This is a genomic window from Lachnospiraceae bacterium oral taxon 500 (assembly GCA_002999035.1).
In the GTDB taxonomy this organism is placed as follows: Bacteria; Bacillota; Clostridia; order Lachnospirales; family Vallitaleaceae; genus W11650.
On record CP027241.1, the window covers coordinates 1,592,424 to 1,618,107 of the forward strand.

Annotated in this window: 33 protein-coding genes and 3 pseudogenes; all 36 read left to right on the forward strand. The window is 40.9% G+C overall.

Annotated elements, in window-relative coordinates:
* The first annotated feature begins 9 nt into the window (after positions 1-9).
* The 36 genes and pseudogenes from C3V36_07320 to C3V36_07495 all read left to right on the forward strand — a co-directional run bounded on the left by C3V36_07320 (position 10) and on the right by C3V36_07495 (position 25,676).
* Positions 10-261: a hypothetical protein gene (locus tag C3V36_07320; GenBank protein ID AVM69066.1), complete on the forward strand. Its 252-nt coding sequence runs from the start codon at positions 10-12 to the stop codon at positions 259-261.
* 675 nt (positions 262-936) lie between these two features.
* Entirely contained in the window at positions 937-1,053 is a 117-nt protein-coding gene (locus C3V36_07325; protein AVM70477.1) for a hypothetical protein, read from the forward strand.
* A gap of 10 nt (positions 1,054-1,063) precedes the next feature.
* Complete coding sequence (locus tag C3V36_07330) at positions 1,064-1,273, forward strand: hypothetical protein (protein AVM69067.1); 210 nt, start codon at positions 1,064-1,066, stop codon at positions 1,271-1,273.
* Positions 1,274-1,374: 101 nt separating this feature from the next.
* Entirely contained in the window at positions 1,375-2,118 is a 744-nt protein-coding gene (locus tag C3V36_07335) for a DNA methylase (GenBank protein ID AVM69068.1), read from the forward strand.
* 106 nt (positions 2,119-2,224) lie between these two features.
* Positions 2,225-2,488, forward strand: coding sequence for an XRE family transcriptional regulator (locus C3V36_07340; GenBank protein ID AVM69069.1), 264 nt, complete (start codon positions 2,225-2,227; stop codon positions 2,486-2,488).
* Between the two features lie 130 nt (positions 2,489-2,618).
* On the forward strand, positions 2,619-2,939 hold the full coding sequence (locus tag C3V36_07345) for a hypothetical protein (protein ID AVM69070.1): 321 nt from the start codon (positions 2,619-2,621) through the stop codon (positions 2,937-2,939).
* Complete coding sequence (locus C3V36_07350) at positions 2,914-3,102, forward strand: hypothetical protein (GenBank protein AVM69071.1); 189 nt, start codon at positions 2,914-2,916, stop codon at positions 3,100-3,102. The genes C3V36_07345 and C3V36_07350 overlap by 26 nt, the downstream gene beginning before the upstream one ends.
* A gap of 79 nt (positions 3,103-3,181) precedes the next feature.
* Complete coding sequence (locus tag C3V36_07355) at positions 3,182-4,642, forward strand: conjugal transfer protein TraA (GenBank protein ID AVM69072.1); 1,461 nt, start codon at positions 3,182-3,184, stop codon at positions 4,640-4,642.
* Between the two features lie 74 nt (positions 4,643-4,716).
* Positions 4,717-5,187 (forward strand): N-acetyltransferase, encoded by a 471-nt coding sequence (locus C3V36_07360; GenBank protein AVM70478.1) that lies wholly within the window; start codon positions 4,717-4,719, stop codon positions 5,185-5,187.
* Positions 5,188-5,338: 151 nt separating this feature from the next.
* Positions 5,339-5,590 (forward strand): annotated as a pseudogene (locus C3V36_07365) (conjugal transfer protein TraG).
* 42 nt (positions 5,591-5,632) lie between these two features.
* Entirely contained in the window at positions 5,633-7,303 is a 1,671-nt protein-coding gene (locus C3V36_07370; protein ID AVM69073.1) for a recombinase, read from the forward strand.
* Positions 7,304-7,370: 67 nt separating this feature from the next.
* Positions 7,371-8,123, forward strand: a complete 753-nt coding sequence (locus C3V36_07375; protein AVM69074.1) for an alpha/beta hydrolase — start codon at positions 7,371-7,373, stop codon at positions 8,121-8,123.
* 131 nt (positions 8,124-8,254) lie between these two features.
* Complete coding sequence (locus C3V36_07380; protein ID AVM69075.1) at positions 8,255-8,575, forward strand: hypothetical protein; 321 nt, start codon at positions 8,255-8,257, stop codon at positions 8,573-8,575.
* Positions 8,576-8,812: 237 nt separating this feature from the next.
* Positions 8,813-10,273 (forward strand): conjugal transfer protein TraA, encoded by a 1,461-nt coding sequence (locus tag C3V36_07385; GenBank protein ID AVM69076.1) that lies wholly within the window; start codon positions 8,813-8,815, stop codon positions 10,271-10,273.
* A gap of 61 nt (positions 10,274-10,334) precedes the next feature.
* Complete coding sequence (locus C3V36_07390) at positions 10,335-10,754, forward strand: nuclear transport factor 2 family protein (GenBank protein AVM69077.1); 420 nt, start codon at positions 10,335-10,337, stop codon at positions 10,752-10,754.
* 15 nt (positions 10,755-10,769) lie between these two features.
* The gene (locus C3V36_07395; protein AVM69078.1) at positions 10,770-11,384 is read left to right on the forward strand and encodes a hypothetical protein; all 615 of its coding nucleotides are present in this window, start codon (positions 10,770-10,772) and stop codon (positions 11,382-11,384) included.
* Positions 11,385-11,491: 107 nt separating this feature from the next.
* On the forward strand, positions 11,492-11,656 hold the full coding sequence (locus tag C3V36_07400; GenBank protein ID AVM69079.1) for a hypothetical protein: 165 nt from the start codon (positions 11,492-11,494) through the stop codon (positions 11,654-11,656).
* A gap of 41 nt (positions 11,657-11,697) precedes the next feature.
* Positions 11,698-12,933 (forward strand): annotated as a pseudogene (locus tag C3V36_07405) (conjugal transfer protein TraG).
* Between the two features lie 51 nt (positions 12,934-12,984).
* Positions 12,985-13,096 (forward strand): annotated as a pseudogene (locus C3V36_07410) (conjugal transfer protein).
* 4 nt (positions 13,097-13,100) lie between these two features.
* Complete coding sequence (locus C3V36_07415; protein AVM69080.1) at positions 13,101-13,412, forward strand: single-stranded DNA-binding protein; 312 nt, start codon at positions 13,101-13,103, stop codon at positions 13,410-13,412.
* Position 13,413: 1 nt separating this feature from the next.
* On the forward strand, positions 13,414-13,554 hold the full coding sequence (locus tag C3V36_07420) for a hypothetical protein (protein AVM69081.1): 141 nt from the start codon (positions 13,414-13,416) through the stop codon (positions 13,552-13,554).
* 262 nt (positions 13,555-13,816) lie between these two features.
* Positions 13,817-14,338, forward strand: coding sequence for an ATP-binding protein (locus tag C3V36_07425; protein ID AVM69082.1), 522 nt, complete (start codon positions 13,817-13,819; stop codon positions 14,336-14,338).
* Positions 14,339-14,699: 361 nt separating this feature from the next.
* Positions 14,700-16,619 carry a tetracycline resistance ribosomal protection protein Tet(32) gene (locus C3V36_07430; GenBank protein AVM69083.1) on the forward strand — a complete coding sequence of 640 codons (1,920 nt, stop codon included), beginning with the start codon at positions 14,700-14,702 and terminating at the stop codon, positions 16,617-16,619.
* Between the two features lie 81 nt (positions 16,620-16,700).
* Positions 16,701-17,156 (forward strand): XRE family transcriptional regulator, encoded by a 456-nt coding sequence (locus C3V36_07435; protein AVM69084.1) that lies wholly within the window; start codon positions 16,701-16,703, stop codon positions 17,154-17,156.
* A gap of 213 nt (positions 17,157-17,369) precedes the next feature.
* Positions 17,370-18,137 carry a class I SAM-dependent methyltransferase gene (locus C3V36_07440; GenBank protein AVM69085.1) on the forward strand — a complete coding sequence of 256 codons (768 nt, stop codon included), beginning with the start codon at positions 17,370-17,372 and terminating at the stop codon, positions 18,135-18,137.
* A 204-nt stretch (positions 18,138-18,341) separates the two neighbouring features.
* Complete coding sequence (locus tag C3V36_07445) at positions 18,342-18,788, forward strand: sigma-70 family RNA polymerase sigma factor (protein ID AVM69086.1); 447 nt, start codon at positions 18,342-18,344, stop codon at positions 18,786-18,788.
* The gene (locus C3V36_07450) at positions 18,778-18,981 is read left to right on the forward strand and encodes a helix-turn-helix domain-containing protein (GenBank protein ID AVM69087.1); all 204 of its coding nucleotides are present in this window, start codon (positions 18,778-18,780) and stop codon (positions 18,979-18,981) included. Before C3V36_07445 ends, C3V36_07450 begins: the two co-directional genes overlap by 11 nt.
* A gap of 624 nt (positions 18,982-19,605) precedes the next feature.
* Complete coding sequence (locus tag C3V36_07455) at positions 19,606-20,004, forward strand: plasmid mobilization relaxosome protein MobC (protein ID AVM69088.1); 399 nt, start codon at positions 19,606-19,608, stop codon at positions 20,002-20,004.
* Positions 19,976-21,598 carry a relaxase gene (locus tag C3V36_07460; protein ID AVM70479.1) on the forward strand — a complete coding sequence of 541 codons (1,623 nt, stop codon included), beginning with the start codon at positions 19,976-19,978 and terminating at the stop codon, positions 21,596-21,598. The genes C3V36_07455 and C3V36_07460 overlap by 29 nt, the downstream gene beginning before the upstream one ends.
* A 13-nt stretch (positions 21,599-21,611) precedes the next feature.
* The gene (locus C3V36_07465; GenBank protein ID AVM69089.1) at positions 21,612-21,881 is read left to right on the forward strand and encodes a hypothetical protein; all 270 of its coding nucleotides are present in this window, start codon (positions 21,612-21,614) and stop codon (positions 21,879-21,881) included.
* Positions 21,784-21,996 carry a hypothetical protein gene (locus tag C3V36_07470; protein ID AVM69090.1) on the forward strand — a complete coding sequence of 71 codons (213 nt, stop codon included), beginning with the start codon at positions 21,784-21,786 and terminating at the stop codon, positions 21,994-21,996. Before C3V36_07465 ends, C3V36_07470 begins: the two co-directional genes overlap by 98 nt.
* Positions 21,986-22,735 carry a replication protein gene (locus tag C3V36_07475; GenBank protein ID AVM69091.1) on the forward strand — a complete coding sequence of 250 codons (750 nt, stop codon included), beginning with the start codon at positions 21,986-21,988 and terminating at the stop codon, positions 22,733-22,735. The genes C3V36_07470 and C3V36_07475 overlap by 11 nt, the downstream gene beginning before the upstream one ends.
* Positions 22,732-23,586, forward strand: a complete 855-nt coding sequence (locus tag C3V36_07480) for an ATP-binding protein (GenBank protein AVM69092.1) — start codon at positions 22,732-22,734, stop codon at positions 23,584-23,586. Before C3V36_07475 ends, C3V36_07480 begins: the two co-directional genes overlap by 4 nt.
* Positions 23,583-23,771 (forward strand): hypothetical protein, encoded by a 189-nt coding sequence (locus C3V36_07485; GenBank protein AVM69093.1) that lies wholly within the window; start codon positions 23,583-23,585, stop codon positions 23,769-23,771. Before C3V36_07480 ends, C3V36_07485 begins: the two co-directional genes overlap by 4 nt.
* A gap of 111 nt (positions 23,772-23,882) precedes the next feature.
* The gene (locus C3V36_07490) at positions 23,883-25,493 is read left to right on the forward strand and encodes a DUF4368 domain-containing protein (GenBank protein ID AVM69094.1); all 1,611 of its coding nucleotides are present in this window, start codon (positions 23,883-23,885) and stop codon (positions 25,491-25,493) included.
* Between the two features lie 21 nt (positions 25,494-25,514).
* Positions 25,515-25,676, forward strand: a complete 162-nt coding sequence (locus C3V36_07495) for a hypothetical protein (protein ID AVM69095.1) — start codon at positions 25,515-25,517, stop codon at positions 25,674-25,676.
* Positions 25,677-25,684 lie beyond the last annotated feature (8 nt).

Below are 25,684 nucleotides of genomic sequence, written 5' to 3' on the forward strand. Positions count from 1 at the left end.
GGATTAGCAATGGGAAATAATGAGTTTCAAGAACTTTGCAAAGAACAAGTTGCAGCATACCATAACGAGCGTTTTGAAACGAAAATTTCAAAAGGAAATGTGTATGTGGTGTGGTTATGCAAGGTATTGCAAAACAATAAAGCGCTGCTAAGTACAACACTTTCGGACGGTATGTATTATGAGGTCACTCATAATGAGGACAAAAAGGAATTGTACTTTGACGCGTACAAGAAACAGGAAAATATCAAGATTGACTTATAGGAGGCAATATTGAAAAGAATTGTACTTGATATCGGCCATGGGCAAAATACTTTTCCGCCTTCAAAAGGCGTTTATTTTGACGGGGAGTCTTTGACAGGAAGACCGACAAGCAAATGGTTTGAAGAATACGACTTTAATTCAAAAGTTGCTATACTAGCAAGAGAAAAATTAAAAGAATATGACATTGAAGTTTTGTTTACGCAACAGCCGAGTGCAGATGATGTACCACTTAATGCAAGAATTAATATGGCGAACAAATGGCATAAAGAACAAGCAATTAATCTGCTGGTTTCAATTCATGCCAACGCTCATTATCCAGGAAGTTCCGCGAAAGGGTATGAGTCGTATTACTGGCAAGGTGACGAAGCGGGGGAAAAATTTTGCGGGTTGTGGCACAGATGCATGAAAAACACTGGAATGGTTGACCGAGGGATTAAAGTATCAAGCAATTTAAAAAATGCTTGGTATATCATCAGAAAAAGCCCTTGTACAGCAGTTTTGTTAGAACATTTCTTTTACACTAACTATGCCGAATTGATAAAATTTACAAAACCGGAATGGATTGAGGTTTTGGCAGACAATCTTGTAAATGCAATCATTGAATATTTCAAACTGAGTAGGAATGAGAAAAAAAAGAACACCCTAACAGTTAATATTAACGGCATTGAAAAAGAAATGGATTTTATTGTAAAGGATAACAGGAACTTTGTATCCATTCGGGAAATTGCCGAAAGCTTAGGGGCCGCCGTGGAATGGGACAATGTAAATAAAAAAGTATTAATCAGCAAATGAGGAGGTAAAAATTATGAAAATTGATTGGAAAAGAAAATTAACAAGCAGAAAGTTTTGGCTATCGGTTGCGGGATTTGTAACTTTAGTTATGATCGCATTAGGTCAAGACAAAAGCCAAGCGGAACAAATTGCTGCAATTATTATGGCAGGGGCAACAGTGGTAGGATATACCCTTGGTGAGGGGCTGGCAGACAGCAGACCGATTGAACCAGAAGAATAATTCAAGGGTAGAAAAACGAAAAGGGGTATTGCGAAATATCCCTTTTAAAAGCGTTTAAATGGTATTAAAATAATAGTTAGACAGCATAGGAGGACTGGAATATGAATAGTTTTATTAGTTGGATTGGCGGGAAGAAGTTATTAAGAAAGCAGATAATAAGTCAGTTTCCCAAGGAAATGGATAGGTACATAGAGGTATTTGGAGGAGCGGGCTGGGTTTTATTTGGAAAGGCAAAAGGCCGTGAATTAGAAGTGTTTAATGATATTGATGGAGAGTTGATCAATCTATATCGCTGTGTAAAGTATCATTGTAAGGCGTTGCAGGAAGAATTGGCATATTCTTTATCATCAAGAGAAATCTTTTATACGGATAAGGAACGAATAAGGGTAAAAGGAACAACAGATATTCAAAGGGCTGCGGCCTATTTTAGACTAATAAGGACAAGCTTTGGCTCAGATAGAAGAAGTTTTAATACGAGTTCCAGAAGACTATCCGATAAAATTGAGTATCTATCAGAAATTAGCCAAAGATTGGAATCTGTAGTGATTGAAAATAAGGATTTTCAAAATTTAATTGAAGTTTATGACAGAAAAAATGCGTTGTTTTATCTTGATCCACCCTATTACAAAAGTGAAAAATATTATGATGAGGAATTCGGGGAACACGACCATATAAGATTGTTTGAAACGCTTAAAAAGATAAAAGGGAAATGGATTCTTTCCTATAATAATCATGATAGGATTAAAGAAATATACCGGGAGTTTCAAATCGTAGAAATAAACAGGTTCAATAACCTGTCTAACAAAAATAGGGAATATAAGGAGTTGCTTATCAAGAATTATTAAAGTGTATTTTTTTTATGATATAAATAACCAATAAAGTTATATTATAACAAAAACACATTTTAAATATCACAAAATGATATCATCATTTGGTAGGAGGTACTAAGTGATGATAAAGATACATCTATCAAAGCTGCTTGGAGAAAGGAAGATGAGCCAAAAAGAACTTGCGCAGCTAACCGGAATAAGGCCAAATACAATTTCGGAATATTATCATGAGTTGACGGGAAAATTTGAGCAGCTGGATTTGATATGTGAAGCGTTAAATTGCAGTGTAAGCGACATTCTTGAGTATATTCCAAATCAGCAAAAAAGGACTGGTGAGCATAGGATTATTGAGCAGCACGGCAACAGAAAGAGCATAGAAAAATGACTGAAATTTCTTCTATGCTCTTTTTTATTTTGCGTGTCAGATTTTTTTGATTTGCGCGTCAAGCAACAGTAAATCAAAAAAGGTTTACTGTTTTTCTTTACTCAAAATTAGAAAGGGAGGAAACGAGAAAATGAAAAACATTGAAGAAAAAATCTTAATGGCAGATGAAGAAATCAAGCAGTTACAAAACAAAAGGAAAAAGCTCATCAGTCAGCAGAAACAGGAAGAAAGAAAAAAGAGAGATAAAAGAATATATGAAAAAGGAGCAGTCTTTGAAAGTATCTTTACCGAAAGCAAGAACTTAACCAAAGATGAATTTTATCAGCTAATCACATCTCTAATTCGTAAAGAAGAAGCCAATCTCAAAATACAGAAAATCATAGAGAAAAGAGAACAAACAGGAGCAGAAAATACAGGAAAAGAAGATGAAGAAATGGACATCGAAGAATAGTCCCTTGTTTACAAGGGCGCACATATACACCTTAACAGGTGCGTGCGTTCTCCGAAGGCTCTTAGCAGAGGGCATATCAGCTAACGCTGATACAGGGGAACTACATTCCCCTACGGAAATAAATTTCCTACCCCTTGTGTACTTCCCAAAAGAAATCGGATAAAAAGCTATCCAATTTTTTTAGGAAGTCTTATCTATCGCCACCATAACCATATCGAAAAATGGAAAGGAGGTTTTCTTTTATGGCGATATATCATCTTTGCATAAAGATTATTTCAAGAGGCAAAGGCAAAAGTGCAGTAGCAGCTTCCGCCTATCGAAGTGGCGAAAAGATAAAAAACGAATATGACGGAATAGTCCATGACTTTACAAGAAAAGGTGGAATAGCCCATACAGAAATTCTTTTACCACAAAATGCACCACAGAAATTTTCAGATAGAGGAACATTATGGAACAGTGTAGAGAAAATAGAAAAGAATAAAAATTCACAGCTTGCAAGAGAAATTGAAGTAGCCTTACCCAAAGAATTAGACCGAGAAAAACAAATAAATCTTGTAAGAGAATATGTAAAAGAAAATTTTGTAAAAGTAGGTATGTGTGCCGATATTGCCTTACATGATAAAAATGATGGAAACCCACACTGTCATATCCTACTTACTATGCGACCACTAAACGAAGATACAACATGGGGAGCAAAATCAAAAAAGGAATATATCATTGATGAAAACGGAGAAAAGGTAAAACTAAAAAATGGCAATTACAAAACAAGAAAAATAAATACAACCGATTGGAACGAGCAAGACAAAGCAGAAGAGTGGAGAAAATCATGGGCAGACATTACAAACAAATATCTTGAAGAAAATAGCATACAGGACAAAGTGGATCATCGTTCTTATCAAAGACAGGGCATAGAACAAATACCGACCATTCATTTAGGAATATCAGCAACCCAAATGGAGAAGAAAGGCATAGCCACAGACAGAGGGAATATCAACCGAGAAATCAAAAAGCAAAATGCGATTTTAAGAGAAATTTCAAGAAGAATAAAGGCATTACTAAATTGGATAAGAGGAATAGGAAAAGAAGAAAAAGCAGATAGTGAAAATATAAAGTCCACCCTCCCACCCAAAGAAAATTTATTGTCAATCTTTGAAAATCTTATCCGTAAAAATGCAGATAAGAATAATGCAGACTTGGAAAAATATATTGAGAGTTGTCAATTACTAAAAGAAAAAAATATCACTTCATTATCTGAACTGAAAGAGAGCATTACTAATTTACGAGATAAGAATTATAAGACCACAAGAGCCTTAAAAGATACCGAGAAAAAGATTGATGAAAAAACACAACTTATTGACCAATCAGAAAAATATTTGAAGAATAAAGACACCTACAAAGTCTATGCAAAATTAAAGAAAAGTAAACAGGAAGATTTTTATAACGAACATGCGGCAGAGCTTATTTTATTTGAAAGTGCTAAGAGATATCTCAAAGAACATTTAGGAGAAAGTAAAACCTTAGCCATCAGTAAATGGAAATCAGAACTTGCCAATTTGAAGAAAGATAAAAAGAGCCTATACAATAAAATATTAGAGATACGAGAAGAAGTAGAACAATCAGAAAAAGTTAAAACCTGTATAGAGCAGATACAGGAACAAGAAAAGCAACTATTACAGGTAAAGCGGAACGAGTTAGACCTATAAAACTTGGCTTAAATGTGGTATAATATTACAAATATTGCGTAAAACAAATTTGAAGTTGTGGGGGAGTAATGGACATGGGTGTTGAACTTATTCAAGCAATAAAAGAAGATATGGAGACTATTTGGAAGATGCAACTGGAAGCATTTGCAGGGCTTTTGGAAAAATATAATGATTATGATATAAGCCCTGCCGCTGAAACATTTGACAAGGTAATGGCAAGGTTTGAACAGCCATGGACAACTTATTATTTTATTGTTGCTAATTCCGAAAGAATTGGTGTAGTTCGTATCATTGATAAGAAAGATGGAAGCAGGAAGAAAATAGCTCCAATATGGATAATGCCGGAGTTCAGAAATAAAGGATATGCTCAACAAGCCATCAAGGCTGCTGAAAAAATACATGGCAGTGAAAATTGGTGTTTAGACACTATTTTACAGGAAAAAGGTAATTGTCATCTCTATGAAAAGCTTGGATATCACAGAATCGGAAAGATAGATAATATCAGCGATATTATGGATATAGTGTACTATGAGAAAGATAGCTGAGGCTGATAGATCCCATTTGTCGAAATGAAATAATTAAATAAAAACACTAATATAGTGACTTATGAAGCAGTAAACCAAATCGATTTATTGCTTTTTCTTTATCAAATGTCAAAATAAAAAGTGTCCATAAATATAAAAAGGTACTTGACAAAACGCTTTCTGGGGAAATAAAAAAGACATTGAGCCGTACATGGATGAAAAGTTTCAAAATAATATCCTGCTTACCCAGACAGAACGATTAACCATGAACGGCAGACCGGCTAATCCAAAGTATGCAAGAAATAAAAATGTACTTGTCATAGGTGGATCAGGAAGTGGCAAGACTCGATTTTTTGTAAAACCCAACCTTATGCAAATGCACTCGTCATATTGTGTTACCGATCCGAAAGGATTAACCTTTTAGGGACAGAGAAAATAACAAAAACTTGGAAAGGAGGTAATTCTCATGTCAAATACGAAAAGAACAGGACAAACAGCCCTTTATGAGCGTTTAAGTCGAGATGATGAAATGCAAGGAGAAAGCAATTCCATCACCAATCAAAAGCAACTACTTGAAAGCTATGCCAAAAGAAACGGCTTTGTAAATATCTATCACTATACCGATGATGGAGTAAGCGGAACAACCTTTGATAGAGAGGGATTTCAAAAAATGATAAAAGCAGTAGAAGAAAACAAAGTATCTACTGTGATAGTAAAAGATATGAGTAGGTTTGGCAGAGACTACCTCAAAGTAGGTTTTTACACCGAAATACTTTTCAAAGAAAAGGGAGTAAGGTTTATCGCCATCAATAACGGAATAGACAGTGAAAAACAAGCAGAAAGCGACTTTACCCCATTTCTAAATATCATGAACGAATGGTATGCAAGAGATACATCAAGAAAAATACAATCTATCTTCAGGGCAAGAATGGAAGAGGGGAAAAGAGTATCTCCAAGCGTACCATACGGCTATTATAGAAACCCAAAGAACAAACAGGAGCTACTTGTCGATAAAGAGAGTGCAAAGGTCGTAAAACGCATTTACAGGCTTGTAATAGAGGGATATGGAGTAACACAGATAGCAGATATACTAACCAAAGACAAAATCCTTATCCCATCAGCCTATGCAGAAACCCATTATCCCGAAAATAACCATAGCTCAAAGAAAAGAGGAATAGAAGACCCATATTTTTGGACACCGACCACAGTAGGTTATATCTTAGAAAAAAGAGAATATATGGGGCATACTGTATTAGGAAAGACAATTAGTTTAGACTATAAAACCAAAAAAAGAAGAAAGGCAAAAGAAAATGAACTCATTATCTTCAAAAATACCCACGAAGCCATCATTGACGAAGAAACATGGAATAACGCCCAAAGGTTAAGAAAAACAGTGAGAAGAAGTCCAAAGTATGGTACAACCTCACACCCATTCACAGGGCTTTTAATCTGTTCCGACTGTGGAGGAAAGCTAAGCTATAGAGAGCCGGCAGAACATAAAGAAAAGAAGTACGATTGCGATTATTGTTTTGTATGTCAACATTACAGACACAGAAAAGGCTCTTGCAGTATGCACTACATCAAAGTAAAAACAGTAAATGAAATTCTCCTAAAATCAATCAAAGAAATCACAGACTTTGCAAAAGAAGAAAAGCAAGAGTTTCTAAAAGTGATGAACAAGTTATCCGACGAAAAAAGAGAAGAAAAGTATCAAGAGGATAAAGAAAAGTTAGAAAAACTGTCATCAAGAAATGCAGAGCTAACAACACTCATTACAAAGCTGTATGAAGACCACGCACTTGGTAAAATTCCTGTAAAACATTTTGACAGATTATTTAATACCTATGATATGGAGCAACAAGACTTAGAAAAGCAAATACAGTATTTTGAACAAGAAATAGAAAGCTATCATCAGAGAAAAGTTGATACCGATAAATTCTTAAAGATGATAGAAAAATATACAGATATTGAAAAACTTACAGTACCAATGATAAATGAGTATATAGAAAAAGTTGTAGTCTACGAAGCGACAGGAGGAAGACAAGGCAAATATAGAAAACAACAAGTTGATGTGTACTTTAACTTTATAGGTAACTGTCAAGTGCCACAGAAAGTAGATATAGAAAAAATGGCTTAAAAGTGGTATAATATTATGAGTATTGAGTGAAGTAAATTAGAATTTGTACACAGGATGGATTAGACTAATGAATATACATGAATTTGGAAAAGGTAATGAACAAGCAATTCTGCTGATACATCCTTCTGTTGTAAGATGGGATTATTTTGAACATTTAATTCCGCTTCTCAAAAACAAATATCATCTGATTATTCCGGCTCTTCCCGGATATGATTCTGAGGATGAAAGTGACTTTACAAGCATTGAGAAGATCGCTGCCGAATTGAATGAGTGGCTTCAGGCTGAAGAGATTGCCGAATTGTATGCAGTATATGGGTGCTCGATGGGCGGCTCCGTTGCTTTAATGGTAACGCTTGGACAACTTATTCCAATCAGACACTGCATTATGGACGGAGGCATTACACCATATCAGCTACCATGGCTTGTCACACGCTTTATCGCCTTGAGAGACTATCTCATGATGATGCTGGGCAGGACAGGTGGAGTGCGCTTGCTTGAGAAGGCTTTTGCTACCGATGAATATTCGAAGGAAGATCTTCAATATGTTGCAGATGTTTTGAAGTGCTCCAGTAGAAAAACGTTATGGAGAACTTTTGACTCATGCAACAACTATAAGATTCCACAGCCCATTCCGAAGGTCGATACGCAAATGCATTACTGGTATGCCGATGGCGAAGAAAAGGAGCGAAAACTTGATATCGCCTACATGAATCAGCATTTTCCGCAAACAGAATTCAAGGTTTTGCCTAAACTGGGGCATGCAGGTCTTGTTTTATTGAAACCGGATTTATTTGTGACAATGATAAACGAATTGTTTTGAGACAGACAAATTCCAGTTTGTCGAAATGAAATAATTAAATAGAAACAATAGTATAGCAGCTTACGAAACAGTAAATCAAATCGGTTTACTGTTTTTTCTTTGCTCAAAACATAAAGAAAGGAAAACAGAAGATGAAAAACATAGACGAAAAAATTTTAATGACAGAAGAAAAAATCAAGCAGTTACAAAACAAAAGGAAAAAACTTATCAGTCAGCAGAAACAGAAGGAACGAAAAAAGAGAGATAGACGGCTTTATGAAAAAGGAGCAGTCTTTGAAAGTATCTTTACTGAAAGCAAGGACTTCACCAAAGATGAATTTTATCAGCTAATCACATATCCAAATCTCAAAGAAATAGTCAATCAAAAAATCAAGAAAATCATAGACAGCAGAGAAGAAAGTAAAAATCAAAATACAGAAAATCGAGAGGAAAGAATGGAAACAGAGGAATAGTCCCTTGTTTACAAGGGCGCACTTATACACCCTAAAGGGTGTGTGCGTTCTCCGAAGGCTCTTGCAGAGAGCATATCAGCTAAAGCTGATACAGGGGAGCTACACTCCCCTACGGAAATAAATTTCCTACCCCTTGTGTACTTACCAAAAGAAATCGGATAAAAACAATCCGATTTTTTTAGTAAGTCTTTATCATCGCCACCTTGCCCACATCAAAAAGAGAGGAGGTTTTTTCTTATGGCGATATATCATCTTTGCATAAAGATTATCTCAAGAGGTAAAGGCAAAAGTGCAGTAGCAGCTTCCGCTTATCGAAGTGGCGAAAAGATAAAAAACGAATATGACGGCATAGTCCACGACTTTACAAGAAAAGGCGGAATAGCCCATACAGAAATCCTATTGCCTCAAAATGCACCACAGGAATTTTCAGGCAGAGGAACATTATGGAATAGCGTAGAGAAAATCGAAAAGAGTAAAAACTCACAGCTTGCAAGAGAAATTGAAGTTGCCTTACCCAAAGAATTAGACAGGGAAAAACAGATTGAGCTTGTAAGAGAGTATGTAAAAGAAAATTTTGTGAAAGTTGGTATGTGTGCCGACATTGCCCTACATGATAAAAATGACGGAAACCCACATGCACATATTCTATTAACTATGCGACCGCTAAACGAAGATACAACATGGGGAGCAAAATCAAAAAAGGAATATATACTTGATGAAAACGGAGAGAAAGTAAAACTTAAAAATGGCAACTTCAAAACAAGAAAAATCAATACAGTGGACTGGAACGAACAAGACAAAGCAGAGCATTGGCGAAAAGCATGGGCAGATATTACAAATAAATATCTTGAAGAAAATAGCATACAGGAAAAAGTGGATCACCGTTCCTATGAAAGACAGGGCATAGAACAAATACCGACCATTCATTTAGGCGTATCAGCCACCCAAATGGAAAAGAAAGGCATAACTACCGACAGGGGAAATATCAACCGAGAAATCAAACATCAGAATAAGATATTAAAAGAGATTGCAAGAAGAATAAAAGCCTTACTAAATTGGATAAGAGGAATAGGAAAAGAAGAAAAGGCAGAAACTGATAATTTCAAATCTACCCTCCCATTCAAAGAAAATTTGCTATCCGTTTTTGAAAATCTTATCCGTAAAAATGCAGATAACCATAATACAGATTTAGAACAATACATCGGAAGCTATCAATTCTTAAAAGAGAAAAATATCATTTCCGTATCTGAACTGAAAGAAAACATAGTTACTTTAAGAGATAAGAACTACAAGACCACAAGAGCTATTAAAGATACCGAAAAGCGGATTGACAATAAAGTACAACTTATCGACCACGCCGAAAAATATTTGAAGCATAAAGATACCTATACAGCTTATACCAAGCTAAAGAAAAACAAACAAGATACTTTCTACAATGAGCATACCGCAGAGATTATTTTGTTTGAAAGTGCCAAGAAATATCTGAAAGAACATTTAGGAGAAAGCAAGACCTTAAATATATCCAAATGGAAATCGGAAGTTGCCAATATGAAGAAAGAGAAAAATAGCCTATACAATCAAATATTAGAGATACGAGAGGAAGTAGAACAGGCTGAAAAAGTTAAGACTTGTATTGAACAGTTACAGGAACATTCAAAGCAACTAACACAGGTAAAACGGAACGAGTTAGACCTATAAAATCAAGCGAAAAAATGGTATAATATTAGACAAGTATTTGATTTTGGAGGTGCTTAAATTCATGGATGAAAGAGAGAAAATCATTCGTTTATGGTTTGATATGTGGCTTACACAACAAGACTTAGGAATAGATGATATTTTTTTGGATGATGTGATTTATATTGAGAGTTGGTGTCCTAAGTATGAAAATCGGCAAACAGTAAAGCACTGGTTTAATGAGTGGAATACAAGAGGAAAAGTTCTTGCGTGGGATATAAAGCAATTTTTTCATAAGGATAATCAAACTATTGTAGAATGGCACTTCAAAAATAAAATGAATGAGGGGAAAGTTGAAGAATTTGACGGTATCTCTTTGATTGTTTGGACAGCCGATAATAAGATAAAAGCGTTGAAAGAGTTTGGTTGTAATTGTAACAACTACAATCCTTACAAAGAGAGTGAAACACCATTATTTAGAGATGAAAAAGTAAATTGGTTTTGAGGAGATAAAATATTGATGGAAAGTAGACCTGAGTTTGACAAAATTACATCGTTTGATGAATTTACTAAATACTATTGGTATCGTGAAGAACTTTCACAGATATGCAAGTCATTAGGATTAGAATATAGAGGCACAAAACAGGAACTCAATTATATTATTGAGCAATACTTTAAGGGCAATTTGATTAAAAAATCATCAATAAAAAATGAAAAGAAGCAAGTGGAAAATATTACTTTAGATACACCATTACTTGAATGTGGTTTTTCTTTTAATGCAAAGTTCAGAGAATATTTCGCTGTTTTAACAGGTATCTCACCATTTAAATTTACTGCTGATATGGCAACAGTTTGGAGAAAAGTAAAAAGAGAAAATGATTTGAGTTTTACAATTCAAGATATGCTAAAAGTTTATTATGGGAAATCAGATTATGCAAAGTATGATAATTCGGTTTGTCAATGGAATCAATTTTTAAAGGATTTCTGTGCAGACGAAAATAGTTGCAACTACTCAAACAAATTAAAAGTAGCTTCTATTCTTTGGAAAGAAGTCAGAAATTCAAGAAATGAAAAAATTTATTCAAAGAATCTTTTGACTGAATATGCCGATAAAATAAAAGAGTATTGCAAGTAGGATATTTTTAGCTTGCTAAACTAACAATTCAATAAAAGCTAACACGAAAGCAGTAAATCAAAAAGGTTTGCTGTTTTTTCTTTGCTTAAAAACGGAAAGGAGGACACATGGAAGAAGAAAAAAGAGTAATAAAAGAACCACAACATAAACAGTTAATAATGGATATTGGAAAAACAAAATACACCGTAAACCTATATTTCAAGCAAGGTACAGGGGAAACATACAAGGATAAAATACTAAAGCTAATCAAGAGAGAAACAGAGAAGATATAAATTTATCAAAAAAATTTTGTTTATGTCCTTGACAAATCTTCCCAAAAGGAACGATAGTTCTTGAATGTGGTAAAATGCTTGAAGATAATGGCTATGAGATAAAAATCTTAAACACCATTAACTTCAAAAAGAGTATGAAATACAATCCATTTGCTTATCTTAGAAGTGAAAAAGACATACTCAAATTAGTACAGACAATCATTGCAAACACCAAGGGTGAAGGAGAAAAAGCAGGTGAAGATTTCTGGGTGAAAGCCGAAAAACTCTACTATACGGCTTTGATAGGATATATCTTCTACGAAGCACCAAGAGAGGAAAAGAACTTTGCAACACTCCTTGATATGATTGATGCTTCAGAAGTCAGAGAAGATGACGAAACATACATGAATCCGATAGATAGACTCTTTGAAGCACTGGAAAAGAAAGAACCGACACACTTTGCGGTGAAGCAATACAAAAAGTACAAATTGGCAGCCGGAAAAACAGCGAAATCTATTTTAATTTCCTGTGGTGCAAGGCTTGCTCCATTTGACATTCAGGAACTTAGGGACTTGATGCAAGAAGATGAATTGGAACTGGATACTCTTGGTGATAGAAAGACTGCCCTCTTTGTTATTATCTCCGATACCGATGATACTTTTAACTTTGTAGTGTCCATTATGTACTCGCAATTATTTAATCTGCTCTGTGATAAGGCGGATGATGTTTACGGCGGAAGATTACCTGTTCATGTAAGATGCCTACTTGATGAGTTTGCAAACATCGGCTTAATTCCAAAGTTTGAAAAGCTCATAGCTACAATCCGTTCCAGAGAAATATCCGCAAGTATTATCTTACAGGCACAATCTCAGCTAAAGGCAATCTACAAAGATAACGCCGATACAATCGTGGGTAACTGTGATAGTACCTTGTTTCTTGGTGGAAAAGAAAAGACCACATTAAAAGAGCTTTCGGAAACACTTGGAAAAGAAACCATCGACCTTTACAACACTTCGGAAACAAGAAGTAATCAAAAGAGCTTTGGACTGAATTACCAAAAGACCGGTAAAGAGCTGATGAGCCAAGATGAAATAACAGTAATGGACGGCAGTAAATGTATCTTTCAACTTCGTGGTGTTCGCCCTTTCCTATCGGATAAATTCGACATTACAAAGCACAAGAATTACAAACTCCTTGAGGACTATGACAAGAAGAATTTGTTTGATATTGAAAGCTACATGAAGCGAAAAGGAAAAGCAAAACTGAATAGGGATACGGTTATTACAAGAATGCAGTAAGTCTAAAAAATAGATTTGCTGCTTTTTTATTACTCAAAATCAGGAGGAAAGATGATAAGGATAAGAAGTCCCACTAAGGAAAAAACTAAATAGCAAAAGCATCAGCGATTGGAAAATGAAACTTTCAGTCGCTTTTTTTATTGAAAAGAAAAGGAGAAATTAAAAATATGAAGCAGGAAATGATGAACATCAATGCCAACTTGGTTGCAGAGCCTACTTTCTCAAGTTTTGAAAAAGACGGAGAAACAGTAGAAGTCGTTAATTTTGCACTTGTAAAGAAGTACGGGAAAGGCAAGGAGTATATCAACTGTGCCGCTTACGGTGAAAAGGTGGAAACAGCGAAAGACTTTGTAAAAGGCGATCTCATTCATATCTTTGGATATTTCAAAGAGCGTGAAAAAGGCGGTAAGACTTACAAAAACTTTGTAGTAAAGTCATACAACAAAATTGAGAAGAAAGAAAATAAGGAGGAAAAATAAAATGGAATTTTTTACACAGGCAGTAGATGTACTGAAAGTATTGGTAATGGCGGTAGGAGCAGGACTCGGTGCGTGGGGCGTGATCAACTTGATGGAAGGTTACGGGAACGATAATCCCGGCGCAAATGCTCATGTACGGTAAGGAAGCAAGCAACCGAAAACAAGAGATAGACCGCCAGCACTACACTATTCCGAACCAAAGACCAAAAGATAAGCATTGTGGGAAAATCTAAACTTTTGGATTTTCCTACAATGCCGACTACGGCGGAATCCCTCCCACTCCTTATATCTTTCTTTCCGTATACATTGAATTTGTATTTAGTAAATGCTATAATGTCCCTATTCAAATTATAAATGTGTTGAATTAGTTACATGTACATATTTTTTGTGCCGGAGGAAGTGAAATGAAACAAAAAATTTATCTCATTACAGGCTTAATGGCTTCTGGAAAATCTACAGTTTCCGATTTACTGGCAAAATCAATAGAAAAATGCGTCCATCTTCGTGGTGATGTGTTCCGAAAAATGATTATTTCAGGCAGAGAAAATATGTCAGCTACCCCATCAGCGGAAGCAGTCCGCCAGCTGTACCTTCGATACAAATTGACTGCTGATGCGGCAAGGTCATACTTTGACAACGGCTTTTCTGTAGTGATCCAAGATAACTACTACGGTGATGAATTAAACCGAATGATAAATTATCTGCATAAATACCCTGTTGAGGTTGTCGTTCTTTGTCCAGATGTGGAAACAATAAAAGAAAGGGAACGATACAGGGAGAAAACAGGCTATTCCGGCTTTACGGTTGAAACCTTATACGATACATTTATGCAGACAACACCACGGATCGGCTTTTGGCTGGACAATTCCAATCAAACACCACAGCAGACAGCAGAAACCATTCTGAACACCAGGAAGCCGGTATGATTGTTACATATAAGGGGAAGAAAAATTTCTTTTAAGTACTTTCTTTCCTAAAACTGATGTGATATAATAGCTTCATTCCAGAAAAGGAGTAAAAAATATGCGGCAAGGTATTCTTAAATAAAACTATAATCAAATAGTGGGAACAAAGAATTATGATAGCTCCTTTTGTGGGGGCTTGGTTTTTTGTACCCAATTTAAGAATACTTTTGCCTTATCAATTTTGACATATTCAAAAAACAGCAATCACAAATAGGTGTATGCTGTATATGTGTATGTCCGCAAATTAGAATCCCCAGTGGTAAAAGTATTTTACTGCTGGGGATTTTTATGCCCTTTGGGGCTGTAAAGGGAGGACAATCACATGAAAATAATCAATATCGGCATTCTGGCCCATGTAGACGCAGGAAAAACTACATTGACAGAAAGTCTGCTATACACCAGTGGAGCGATTGCGGAACAGGGAAACGTGGATAAAGGGACCACAAGAACAGACACTATGATTTTGGAACGGCAACGGGGAATTACCATTCAGACAGCGGTTACTTCTTTTTATTGGAATGATTATAAAATCAATATCGTGGACACTCCCGGTCATATGGATTTTTTAACCGAAGCATACCGCTCTTTATCTGTCCTTGACGGAGCTGTTTTAGTCATTTCAGCAAAAGACGGCGTACAGGCACAAACCCGTATATTATTCCATGCGCTTCAGAAAATGGACATTCCGACAATTATCTTTATAAATAAGATAGACCAAAATGGGATCGACCTGCAGTGTGTTTACCAAAGCATTAAAGATAAACTTACCAGTGATATGATTGTCATGCAGGAGGTTTCCCTGTCGCCAAAGATAACCATGACCGATATTTCTGATTTAGACAAATGGGATATGATTATTTCCGGAAGCGATGAACTATTAGAACGATATGTTGCAGAGGATTCTTTGGATATACAGGAATTACAATATGAAAAGTGCAAAAGAACCAGATGCTGCTCTTTGTTTCCTGTTTATCATGGGAGTGCAAAAGACAATTTAGGAACAGAAAAACTGATTGAAGCGATTATAGAAACTTTCATTACAGAAACGGACGATATTCAGTCTGAATTATGTGGATATGTTTTTAAGGTTGAGTATACAGAGCGGAAAAAACGGCTTTCTTATTTACGCCTGTATCATGGGACGCTCCATTTACGGGATACCCTGCTGCTGTCAAAAAAGGAAAAAATAAAGATTACAGAAATGTGTATTCCGTCAAATGGTGAAATCGTCCCGGCTGACCATGCCTGTCCGGGAGAAATTGTTATTTTAGCTGATGATACTTTGAAACTGAACGATATCCTGGGAAATGAAAAACTCCTGCCTCACAAAACACGGATTGATAATCCCATGCCATTACTTCGGACAACGGTAGAGCCGCAAAAGCCGGAGCAAAGGGAAGCCCTGTTAAATGCCCTCGCAGAGATTGCTGATACAGACCCTCTTTTGCATTTTGACATTGATACTGTTACCCATGAGATTATGTTATCTTTTTTGGGAAAAGTACAGTTAGAAGTTATTTGTTCGCTATTAGAAGAAAAATATCATGTGGGCGTGGCTATGAAAGAGCCTTCGGTTATTTATCTGGAAAGACCGCAAAAAAAAGCGAGCTGCACGATTCATATTGAAGTGCCGCCGAATCCGTTTTGGGCATCTATTGGTTTGACTGTAACACCGCTTCCTGTTGGAAGCGGAACACAATATAAAAGCGAGGTATCTCTCGGCTATTTAAACCAAAGTTTTCAAAATGCCGTCATGGAGGGTGTGCGTTATGGAATGGAGCAGGGCTTATATGGCTGGGGAGTGACAGACTGCCAAATTTGTTTTGATTATGGAGTTTATTACAGCCCGGTCAGCACCCCCGCTGATTTTCGTTTTCTTGCGCCTGTCGTGTTGGAGCAGGCATTGAAAAAAGCAGGGACACAACTGTTGGAACCATACCTTTCCTTTACCCTTTTTGCACCGCAGGAATATCTTTCACGGGCTTATAATGATGCACCAAAGTATTGCGCAATCATTGAATCAACCAGACTTGAAAAAGATGAAGTTATTTTTAAGGGTGAAATCCCTGCCCGTTGTATCGGTGAATATAGGAATGATCTGAATTTTTATACAAATGGAAGAAGTGTCTGCATTACAGAATTAAAAGGGTATCAGGAAACTTCCGGCGAGCCTGTATTTCAGCCACGCCGCCCGAACAGCCGTTTAGACAAGATCCGGCATATGTTTCAGAAGATAATGTAACGTCTTGCGCAATGCAAGCGTTCATTGCTGGCTATTGCGAAATATCATTGATAAAATCAGCATCAGAGAGGAGGAACCATTTTGAACCAGAAACAGACGGATATTACAACAGGAAAGCAAATACGTCATCTGCGAACACAATCGGGAATGACACAGGAAGAACTGGCTGGGGAATTGAATGTTACCCGGCAGGCGCTATCGAATTGGGAGAGAGATGTTAATGAACCCGATTTAAATACGTTGAAAAAAATTTGTTTTCTTTTTGGAGTCCACATGGACGATTTTGCGAAGGAGGTAATAACAAAAATGGAAACATGTGAAAAAAAAGAGAAACGACAATTTAATAAGTATGATATGGCAATTGGACTTTTTTATGGTGTCGGGATATTTCTTGGCATTGGTATTTTCTTTGTTGGCGGTTTTATGACAATGTCGGGTGCAGGGTGGGGAGCATCACTATTTGGCGGTGGCTGTTTTTCTCTTGTATTTGGCTTGATATGCCATGCAGTTATTACATTGAGAAGAAATGACAAATGATGACATATCCTGCTTTCTAGACTTTTCGGTCATATCGCGTAAAAAAGCCGCTGCTTTTGGCTTTCCAATAGCGGCGGCAAAGGGAAATATCCTTTGAATACCTTACAGAAGAAAAGTTTTGCAGCATTATAAAAATAAAAGCCTATACCATTTTGGAAAGAAAAGATACATAATAGTCAAGACGGCAACAATCAGAAGTTATGGAGGGTAACAATGGAATATAGTAAGGAAGATTTAATGGAAGCAAAAAGGCAAATTTTGGGAGTGGGAGAGAACATGGGAACAGAGGAAAGTAAAAAAATCTGGGAGAAAAACGCACAATTTTGGGATAATGCAATGGGTGACAAATCTAATGAATTTCACAGAGAGGTAGTGCGTCCCAAAGTAACGGAACTTCTATCTCCTAATCCTGCGGATTACATTTTGGATATTGCGTGTGGCAATGGAAATTATTCTTCGTATCTTGCACAAAGAGGCGCTTCGATTGTCGCTTTTGATTACAGCAAAAAAATGATAGAATTGGCTAAAAGACGGCAATCACAATATGCAAAACAAATTGAATTTTGTGTAGCGGATGCGACCAATAGAGAAAGTATATTAGAATTAAAAAGAAATCGAGCCTTTACGAAAGCAGTTTCTAATATGGCAATTATGGATATTACGGATATTGAACCACTTCTTATGGCTGTTTATGAACTGTTGGAGGAAAGCGGAATTTTTGTCTTTGCAACGCAACACCCTTGTTTTATCACGTTGACTGAAAAATATATGACACCGCACAGTTACTATGGTATAGCGATTGAAGGGCAACCGGAGGAGCAGATTTATTATCATCGTTCCATACAAGATATTTTTAACCTTTGTTTTAGAGCTGGATTTGTCATTGATGGATTTTATGAAGAATGTTTCAAAAACAACAAAGAAATTCCTATGGTAATGATAGTAAGGCTTAAAAAGGTAAAACGTGATAGCTTAAAATAAATTCAAGTTTGCCGGATAAATAGCAAACCTGGCCGAGCCAGTCAACGGTCAAGATGAACGGGCTTCGCCCGCCGTTGACAGCCCCGCCCGGTTTTGCAGTTAGGCAGTCAAGGAGCGACAGCCTAAAGTGCTGCCGCCCCTTACTATCATAAAAAGCAACTACTAACCAGCCACAGCCCTTTTGGGAGGAAAGGGGGATTTTCCATGACCTGTACAGAAGAATATCGGGAACATATCGAGTACACTTTCCATGCCTTTTGCAAAGTCGTTATCCGAAATGCAACGATCAACGCAGCGAGGACACGGAGCAGGAAGCACAAAAGAGAAATATCCCTTGAATACCTCACAGACGAAAAGCACTACCCTTTAGGCACGACAGATGAATATTTCCAAGCCCCGGAGCCGGACGAGGAATACATACTTACCCTTTGCGGCGATACGGTCATTTTCAGCAGCGGCTTACTTGCGGAAGCCCTGTCACGGCTGGACGAACGGGAGCGGGAAATGATTTACCTGTCCTTTTTCAAGCGTATTCCACAGCACGAAATTGGCAGACAGTACGGGCGCAGCCGCAGCACAGCGGGCTACCATATCCGAAAAGTCCTACGGCAGCTCCAAGCGGAAATGGAGGGAATGGCATATGAGAAATAATAGGCTTCTCCCCTATGAAACAATCGTCCAAGCCACCAGCGGGGAGCCGGAAGCGGTGGGAACTGTATTGCAGTATTACCGCCGCCGCATACAATGTGCCGCCCGTGTGAATGGACGGGTAGACCAAGATACAGAGGACTACATCACCCAGACGCTTCTCACAGCTATTTTCAAGTTCCGCTTTGGGAGATAGCCCTACCGCCTACAACTGAATAACCGCCGCTTCGCCGGCAACCAGAAAGCAGTAAATCTATTCAACAGATTTGCTGCTTTTTTTCGTTCCTGTTTGGCATTTTTGAAAATCCCCAGTATGAAAAAACAAAAGGGAAAATTGCCGCCGCAGTTGGCAAAATCCCTTACTTATCCGTGGAGGGTATCAAAGAAAAAAATACTGCCATTGTCCGCCTTTTTCGGCTTGCGTGGTGTTGTAGGGAATAAGGGGAAATTCTAAAAATCTCCGTCCATTTTGCTTTGCGTGGTGTTGTAGGTAGTGAAAGGAAAATTTTCAAGATATGCCGGAATAGCGGGTAGCAAAGCCCTTTTGAAACGTCTTGTTAGCGGAAAGTACGGAAGCCGGGGAACGCCGGAGTTTTTCAGAGCAAGATTCTACCGCAGTACCAAAATTCGCTTATCGCTCATTTTGCCCCTGCGGGAATCTTGTTGGGGAGTGCCTTCCCCAAACCCTGCTTATGCGGCTTACGCCGCTGGAAAATCCCTCAAAATAATTTTTCGGATTTTTCAAAAACAGTTCCGCTTTACACCCTGTTTTTCTCCTATTAGTGAGAGGACACCACGCACAGCCGAAGGAGGTTTTACCATGCGAAAACGATATAACACGCCGCACCGCAGCCGGGTAGTCAAGACACGCATGACCGAGGAAGAATACGCCGAGTTTGCGGAAAGGCTTTCTGCTTACAACATGAGCCAAGCCGAGTTTATCCGGCAAGCCATAACCGGGGCAGCCATACGCCCCATCATAACCGTTTCCCCCGTCAATGACGAGTTGCTTGCCGCTGTCGGGAAGCTGACCGCCGAATACGGCAGGATCGGCGGCAACTTAAACCAGATAGCCCGGACGCTGAACGAGTGGCACAGCCCCTACCCGCAGCTTGCCGGGGAGGTACGGGCGGCGGTTTCCGACCTTGCTGCCCTAAAGTTTGAAGTCTTGCAGAAAGTGGGTGACGCTGTTGGCAACATTCAAACATATCAGCTCTAAAAATGCGGACTATGGCGCAGCGGAAGCCTATCTCACATTTGAGCATGACGAGTTTACCATGAAGCCCACCCTTGATGAAAACGGGCGGCTGATACCGAGGGAGGATTACCGCATTTCTTCCCTCAACTGTGGGGGCGAGGATTTCGCTGTTGCCTGTATGCGGGCTAATCTCCGCTATGAGAAAAACCAAAAACGGGAAGATGTGAAAAGCCACCACTATATCATCAGCTTTGACCCACGGGACGGGACAGACAACGGCTTGACCGTAGACCGGGCGCAGGAGCTGGGCGAGCAGTTCTGTAAAGAGCATTTCCCCGGACACCAAGCCTTAGTCTGCACCCACCCGGACGGGCATAACCACAGCGGCAATATCCATGTGCATATCGTCATCAACTCCCTGCGGATTTATGAAGTCCCGCTTCTGCCCTACATGGACAGACCAGCCGACACACGGGAGGGCTGCAAGCACCGCTGCACCAACGCCGCTATGGAATATTTCAAGAGTGAAGTCATGGAGATGTGCCACCGGGAGGGGCTTTACCAAATCGACCTCCTAAGCGGCAGCAAGGAACGGATAACCGAACGGGAATACTGGGCGGCAAAGAAAGGACAGCTTGCCCTTGATAAAGAGAACGCTGTCAGAGAAGCCGCAGGACAGCCGACCAAGCCCACCAAGTTTGAAACGGACAAGGCGAAGCTGCGCCGGACGATACGGCAGGCACTTTCCCAAGCTGGCAGCTTTGACGAATTTTCTTCCCTTTTGCTGCGGGAGGGTGTGACCGTCAAGGAGAGCCGGGGGCGGCTTTCCTACCTCACGCCGGACAGGACAAAGCCTATCACAGCCCGGAAGCTGGGGGACGATTTTGACAAGGCTGCTGTCCTTGTCCTGCTTACGCAGAACGCCCACAGAGCCGCCGAACAGAGCAAAGCCATACTCGAATACCCTGCCGCGGTTAAAAAGCTGTCACAAGGGGAAAAAACCACAAAAACCACCCCGGCAGACAACACCTTGCAGCGCATGGTTGACCGGGAAGCCAAGCGAGCCGAGGGCAAGGGCGTGGGCTATGACCGCTGGGCGGCAAAGCACAACCTAAAGCAAATGGCAGCTACCGTTACCGCCTATCAGCAGTACGGCTTTTCTTCCCCGGAGGAACTGGACGAAGCCTGTTCTGCCGCCTATACCGCCATGCGGGAAAGCCTTACAGAGCTGAAGCAGATGGAAAAGACGCTGAACGGGAAAAAGGAGCTGCAACGGCAGGTGCTTGCCTATTCCAAGACCCGCCCTGTCCGGGACGGGCTGAAACAGCAGAAAAACGCCAAAGCAAAAGCAGCCTACCGTCAGAAGTACGAAAGCGACTTTATCATAGCAGACGCAGCCGCCCGCTATTTCAGGGAAAACGGCATTTCCAAGCTGCCGAGCTATAAAGCCCTGCAAGCAGAGATTGAAACCCTTATCCAAGAGAAAAACAGCGGCTACAACGATTACCGGGCAAAACGGGAGGAATACCGCCGCTTACAGACTGTCAAGGGCAATATCGACCAGATTTTACACCGGGAGCGCAAGCCTGTGAAAAGGCAGGAACAGGAACGATAAAAACCGCCCCAAAATGTACCCGAACCTATACAGAACAAGGGGGCTGCCCCGTACCCTATCCGCAAATACCAAAGGATTTTTTAACGGGCTTATAGGGCAGAAAAAACCCGAAAATGATACCGAGATGATACAGAATTACCGCCGATACCGCCACACCAGCGGAAACGGCAGAAAGGAGCGCACCCATGCCAAGAATGAGCAAGAAACGGCGGCTGGAATGGTCTTTTTTCCTGCGGCAAGTGAAAGTCGGGAATTCCACCTGCGATCGTATCACATACAATGACCTCTGCCGGGGCTGTACCCATAGCTGCAAGCAGAGCTTCCGGGCGGTTATCATACTCTGCCCCCACTACTACTCCAAACGCCGGAAAAAGGAGGACAGGGACAATGGCAGATAACCGCAAGTATTACTACCTCAAGCTGAAAGAGAACTTTTTTGACAGCGACTCCATTGTGCTGCTGGAAGATATGAAAGACGGGATTTTATACTCCAATATCCTCTTGAAGCTGTACTTAAAATCGCTGAAAAACGGCGGGAAATTGCAGCTTGACGAGCATATCCCCTACACAGCGCAGATGATAGCGACACTGACCCGCCACCAGATAGGGACGGTTGAGAGGGCTTTAGAGATTTTCCGGCAGTTGGGGCTTGTGGAGCAGCTTGACAGCGGGGCTTTCTATATGACCGACATTGAGCTGATGATAGGACAGTCCTCTACCGAAGCCGAGCGGAAACGGGCTGCAAGACTGGAAAACAAGGCACTTTTACCGCCCCGGACAAAAGGCGGACATTTGTCCGACATTCGTCCACCAGAGATAGAGATAGAGTTAGAGAAAGAGATAGAGATAGAAAAAGAGAGAGAGGGAGAAACGGGACACCCCGCCCCCGCCGCTTATGGCAGATACAACAATGTGATACTGACCGATACAGAGCTTTCCGGGCTAAAAACAGAGTTGCCCGACAAGTGGGAGTATTATATTGACCGGCTTTCCTGCCATATCGCTTCCACCGGGAAACAGTACCACAGCCATGCAGCCACCATTTACAAGTGGGCGCAGGAGGACGCTGCCAAAGGCAAGGCTGCCCCGAAACAGGGCATACCCGATTATTCATGCAAGGAGGGCGAGAGCTTATGAAAAACGGAATTGAAGCTATGATTACGGACATTACAGCCACTACCGCCGAAGCGGAGGACTACACAGGCGAGGACGGGCTTTTATACTGCGGTAAGTGCCATACGCCCAAAGAAGCCTATTTTGCAGAGGGAAAGACTTGTTTCGGGCGTGACCGCCACCCGGCAGAGTGCGACTGCCAGCGGGCAGCCCGTGAAAAGCAGCAAGCCGCCGAAAGCCGACAGAAGCACCTTGAAAAAGTGGAGGACTTGAAACGCCGGGGCTTTACCGACCCTGCTATGCGGAACTGGACATTTGAGCATGACAACGGCAGAAACCCGCAGACCGAAACCGCCCGCTTTTATGTGGAGAGCTGGGAAACCATGCAGGCTGAAAATATCGGCTACCTGTTTTGGGGCGGCGTGGGGACGGGAAAAAGCTACCTTGCCGCCTGTATCGCCAACGCCCTTATGGAAAAAGAGGTTGCCGTCTGCATGACAAACTTTGCAACGATACTGGGTGACCTTGCCGCCAGCTTTGAGGGCAGGAACGAATATATTTCCCGCCTTTGCAGCTACCCTCTGCTGATACTTGATGATTTCGGTATGGAGCGAGGAACAGAATACGGGCTGGAACAGGTTTACAGCGTGATTGACAGCCGTTACCGAAGCGGCAAGCCGCTGATCGCCACGACCAACCTCACGCTGGAGGAATTGCAGCACCCGCAGGACACGCCCCACGCCCGTATCTATGACAGGCTGACTTCCATGTGCGCCCCCGTCCGCTTCACGGGCAGCAACTTCCGAAAGGAAACCGCACAGGAAAAGCTGGAACGCTTAAAGCAACTGATGAAGCAGCGAAAGGAGAGCCTATGACAGAAACGAAACAGACAAGCACCACCAAAACAGACCGCCGCCCGGACTGTGTGACGGAAATCCGCATGGGCAACTCCGTCCTTACCGTTTCCGGCTTCTTCAAGCAGGGCGCAACCGACACCGCAGCCGACAAGATGATGAAAGTGCTGGAAGCGGAAGCTGCTACACAAAAAACGGCGATTTGACCGACCATAAAGAAGCAGATTTGACGCTTTTGCCGCTATACAGACAGCCGCCCCATGTGGTACAATCAAGGTACGGAATAGTGGGGCTGGCTGTCGGAAACGGAGGATTTTATGTTAAGACAGACCAACCAACAACCAATTACCGCCCTTTACCCAAGACTATCCCATGAGGACGAGCTGCAAGGCGAAAGCAATTCCATTTCCAATCAGAAGCGTATCCTTGAAACCTATGCAAAGCAGAACGGCTTTTCCAATCTGCGCTGGTACACGGACGACGGTTATTCTGGTGCGAACTTTCAAAGACCCGGTTTTCAAGCCATGCTTGCGGACATTGAAGCCGGAAAAGTCGGGACAGTTATCGTAAAGGATATGTCGAGGTTAGGGCGAAACTACCTGCAAGTGGGAATGTACACGGAAATGATTTTCCCACAGAAAGGTGTCCGCTTCATCGCTATCAATGACGGAGTGGACAGCGCACAGGGCGACAATGACTTTGCCCCGCTGCGGAATATCTTTAACGAATGGCTGGTGAGAGATACGAGCAAGAAAATCAAAGCAGTAAAACGCTCAAAAGGCATGAATGGCAAGCCCATCACAAGCAAGCCTGTGTATGGCTACCTCATGGACGAGGATGAAAATTTCATTATTGACGAGGAAGCTGCACCCGTAGTCAAGCAGATATACAACCTCTGTCTTGCCGGGAATGGTCCGACCAAGATAGCCCGTATGCTCACAGAGCAGCAAATCCCCACGCCGGGAACGCTTGAATACCGCAGGACGGGCAGCACCCGCCGCTACCACCCCGGCTATGAGTGCAAGTGGGCGACCAATACCGTAGTGCATATCCTTGAAAACCGGGAATACACAGGCTGTCTGGTAAATTTCAAGACAGAAAAACTTTCTTACAAAGTCAAGCACAGTGTAGAAAATCCCCCGGAAAAGCAAGTGATTTTCGAGAACCACCACGAGCCTATCATAGACACCCAAACATGGGAACGGGTGCAGGAGCTTCGCAAACAGCGCAAACGCCCAAACCGCTATGATGAAGTGGGTTTGTTCTCCGGCATACTGTTCTGTGCGGACTGCGGCAGCGTGATGTATCAGCAGCGATACCAGACGGACAAGCGCAAGCAGGACTGTTATATCTGCGGCAACTACAAGAAACGCACCCATGACTGTACGGCGCACTTTATCCGCACCGACCTCTTGACCGCTGGTGTACTCTCCAATCTGCGGAAAGTGACCAGCTATGCGGCAAAGCATGAAGCCCGGTTTATGAAACTCTTGATTGAGCAGAACGAGGACGGGGGCAAACGCAGGAACGCCGCCAAGAAAAAGGAACTGGAAGCCTCCGAGAAACGCATAGCCGAGTTATCCGCTATCTTCAAGCGGCTGTATGAGGACAGCGTGACCGGGCGCATATCAGACGAGCGTTTCACAGAGCTGTCGGCAGACTATGAAGCAGAGCAACGGGAGCTGAAAGAAAGAGCCGCTGCTATTCAAGCGGAGCTTTCCAAAGCACAGGAAGCCACCGTGAACGCAGAAAAGTTTATGAATGTTGTCCGGCGGCATACCAGCTTTGAAGAACTTACCCCTACTCTGCTGCGGGAGTTTGTAGAGAAAATCGTTGTGCATGAGTGCAGCTATGACGAGAACAAGACCCGCAGACAGGACATTGAGATTTATTATTCTTTTGTTGGCAAGGTGGACTTGCCCGAATAACCGCCCGACCTATCCGACACAATGCGCAAGTGCCGGATAGGAACGGCAAAATTTTTTACACTTCTATTACTTCTTTATCGCACATCAGTAAAGAGTCAAGGCGTGAAGCAGCTCATGGCGGGAGGCGGTATCGTCCTTATCGGCTTAAAACTCATTCCGCTTCTTGCCAATGTACTAAAGTAGGAAGAAAA

Excerpts from the sequence above, each read along its gene's own strand:
- C3V36_07320 (AVM69066.1), top strand. The coding sequence starts at position 10 with ATGGGAAATAATGAGTTTCAAGAACTTTGCAAAGAACAAGTTGCAGCA.
- C3V36_07325 (AVM70477.1), top strand. The coding sequence starts at position 937 with ATGGATTTTATTGTAAAGGATAACAGGAACTTTGTATCCATTCGGGAA.
- C3V36_07335 (AVM69068.1), top strand. The coding sequence starts at position 1,375 with ATGAATAGTTTTATTAGTTGGATTGGCGGGAAGAAGTTATTAAGAAAG.
- C3V36_07340 (AVM69069.1), top strand. The coding sequence starts at position 2,225 with ATGATAAAGATACATCTATCAAAGCTGCTTGGAGAAAGGAAGATGAGC.
- C3V36_07345 (AVM69070.1), top strand. The coding sequence starts at position 2,619 with ATGAAAAACATTGAAGAAAAAATCTTAATGGCAGATGAAGAAATCAAG.
- C3V36_07350 (AVM69071.1), top strand. The coding sequence starts at position 2,914 with ATGAAGAAATGGACATCGAAGAATAGTCCCTTGTTTACAAGGGCGCAC.
- C3V36_07355 (AVM69072.1), top strand. The coding sequence starts at position 3,182 with ATGGCGATATATCATCTTTGCATAAAGATTATTTCAAGAGGCAAAGGC.
- C3V36_07360 (AVM70478.1), top strand. The coding sequence starts at position 4,717 with ATGGGTGTTGAACTTATTCAAGCAATAAAAGAAGATATGGAGACTATT.
- C3V36_07370 (AVM69073.1), top strand. The coding sequence starts at position 5,633 with ATGTCAAATACGAAAAGAACAGGACAAACAGCCCTTTATGAGCGTTTA.
- C3V36_07375 (AVM69074.1), top strand. The coding sequence starts at position 7,371 with ATGAATATACATGAATTTGGAAAAGGTAATGAACAAGCAATTCTGCTG.
- C3V36_07380 (AVM69075.1), top strand. The coding sequence starts at position 8,255 with ATGAAAAACATAGACGAAAAAATTTTAATGACAGAAGAAAAAATCAAG.
- C3V36_07385 (AVM69076.1), top strand. The coding sequence starts at position 8,813 with ATGGCGATATATCATCTTTGCATAAAGATTATCTCAAGAGGTAAAGGC.
- C3V36_07390 (AVM69077.1), top strand. The coding sequence starts at position 10,335 with ATGGATGAAAGAGAGAAAATCATTCGTTTATGGTTTGATATGTGGCTT.
- C3V36_07395 (AVM69078.1), top strand. The coding sequence starts at position 10,770 with ATGGAAAGTAGACCTGAGTTTGACAAAATTACATCGTTTGATGAATTT.
- C3V36_07400 (AVM69079.1), top strand. The coding sequence starts at position 11,492 with ATGGAAGAAGAAAAAAGAGTAATAAAAGAACCACAACATAAACAGTTA.
- C3V36_07415 (AVM69080.1), top strand. The coding sequence starts at position 13,101 with ATGAAGCAGGAAATGATGAACATCAATGCCAACTTGGTTGCAGAGCCT.
- C3V36_07420 (AVM69081.1), top strand. The coding sequence starts at position 13,414 with ATGGAATTTTTTACACAGGCAGTAGATGTACTGAAAGTATTGGTAATG.
- C3V36_07425 (AVM69082.1), top strand. The coding sequence starts at position 13,817 with ATGAAACAAAAAATTTATCTCATTACAGGCTTAATGGCTTCTGGAAAA.
- C3V36_07430 (AVM69083.1), top strand. The coding sequence starts at position 14,700 with ATGAAAATAATCAATATCGGCATTCTGGCCCATGTAGACGCAGGAAAA.
- C3V36_07440 (AVM69085.1), top strand. The coding sequence starts at position 17,370 with ATGGAATATAGTAAGGAAGATTTAATGGAAGCAAAAAGGCAAATTTTG.
- C3V36_07445 (AVM69086.1), top strand. The coding sequence starts at position 18,342 with ATGACCTGTACAGAAGAATATCGGGAACATATCGAGTACACTTTCCAT.
- C3V36_07450 (AVM69087.1), top strand. The coding sequence starts at position 18,778 with ATGAGAAATAATAGGCTTCTCCCCTATGAAACAATCGTCCAAGCCACC.
- C3V36_07455 (AVM69088.1), top strand. The coding sequence starts at position 19,606 with ATGCGAAAACGATATAACACGCCGCACCGCAGCCGGGTAGTCAAGACA.
- C3V36_07465 (AVM69089.1), top strand. The coding sequence starts at position 21,612 with ATGTACCCGAACCTATACAGAACAAGGGGGCTGCCCCGTACCCTATCC.
- C3V36_07470 (AVM69090.1), top strand. The coding sequence starts at position 21,784 with ATGCCAAGAATGAGCAAGAAACGGCGGCTGGAATGGTCTTTTTTCCTG.
- C3V36_07475 (AVM69091.1), top strand. The coding sequence starts at position 21,986 with ATGGCAGATAACCGCAAGTATTACTACCTCAAGCTGAAAGAGAACTTT.
- C3V36_07480 (AVM69092.1), top strand. The coding sequence starts at position 22,732 with ATGAAAAACGGAATTGAAGCTATGATTACGGACATTACAGCCACTACC.
- C3V36_07485 (AVM69093.1), top strand. The coding sequence starts at position 23,583 with ATGACAGAAACGAAACAGACAAGCACCACCAAAACAGACCGCCGCCCG.
- C3V36_07490 (AVM69094.1), top strand. The coding sequence starts at position 23,883 with ATGTTAAGACAGACCAACCAACAACCAATTACCGCCCTTTACCCAAGA.
- C3V36_07495 (AVM69095.1), top strand. The coding sequence starts at position 25,515 with ATGCGCAAGTGCCGGATAGGAACGGCAAAATTTTTTACACTTCTATTA.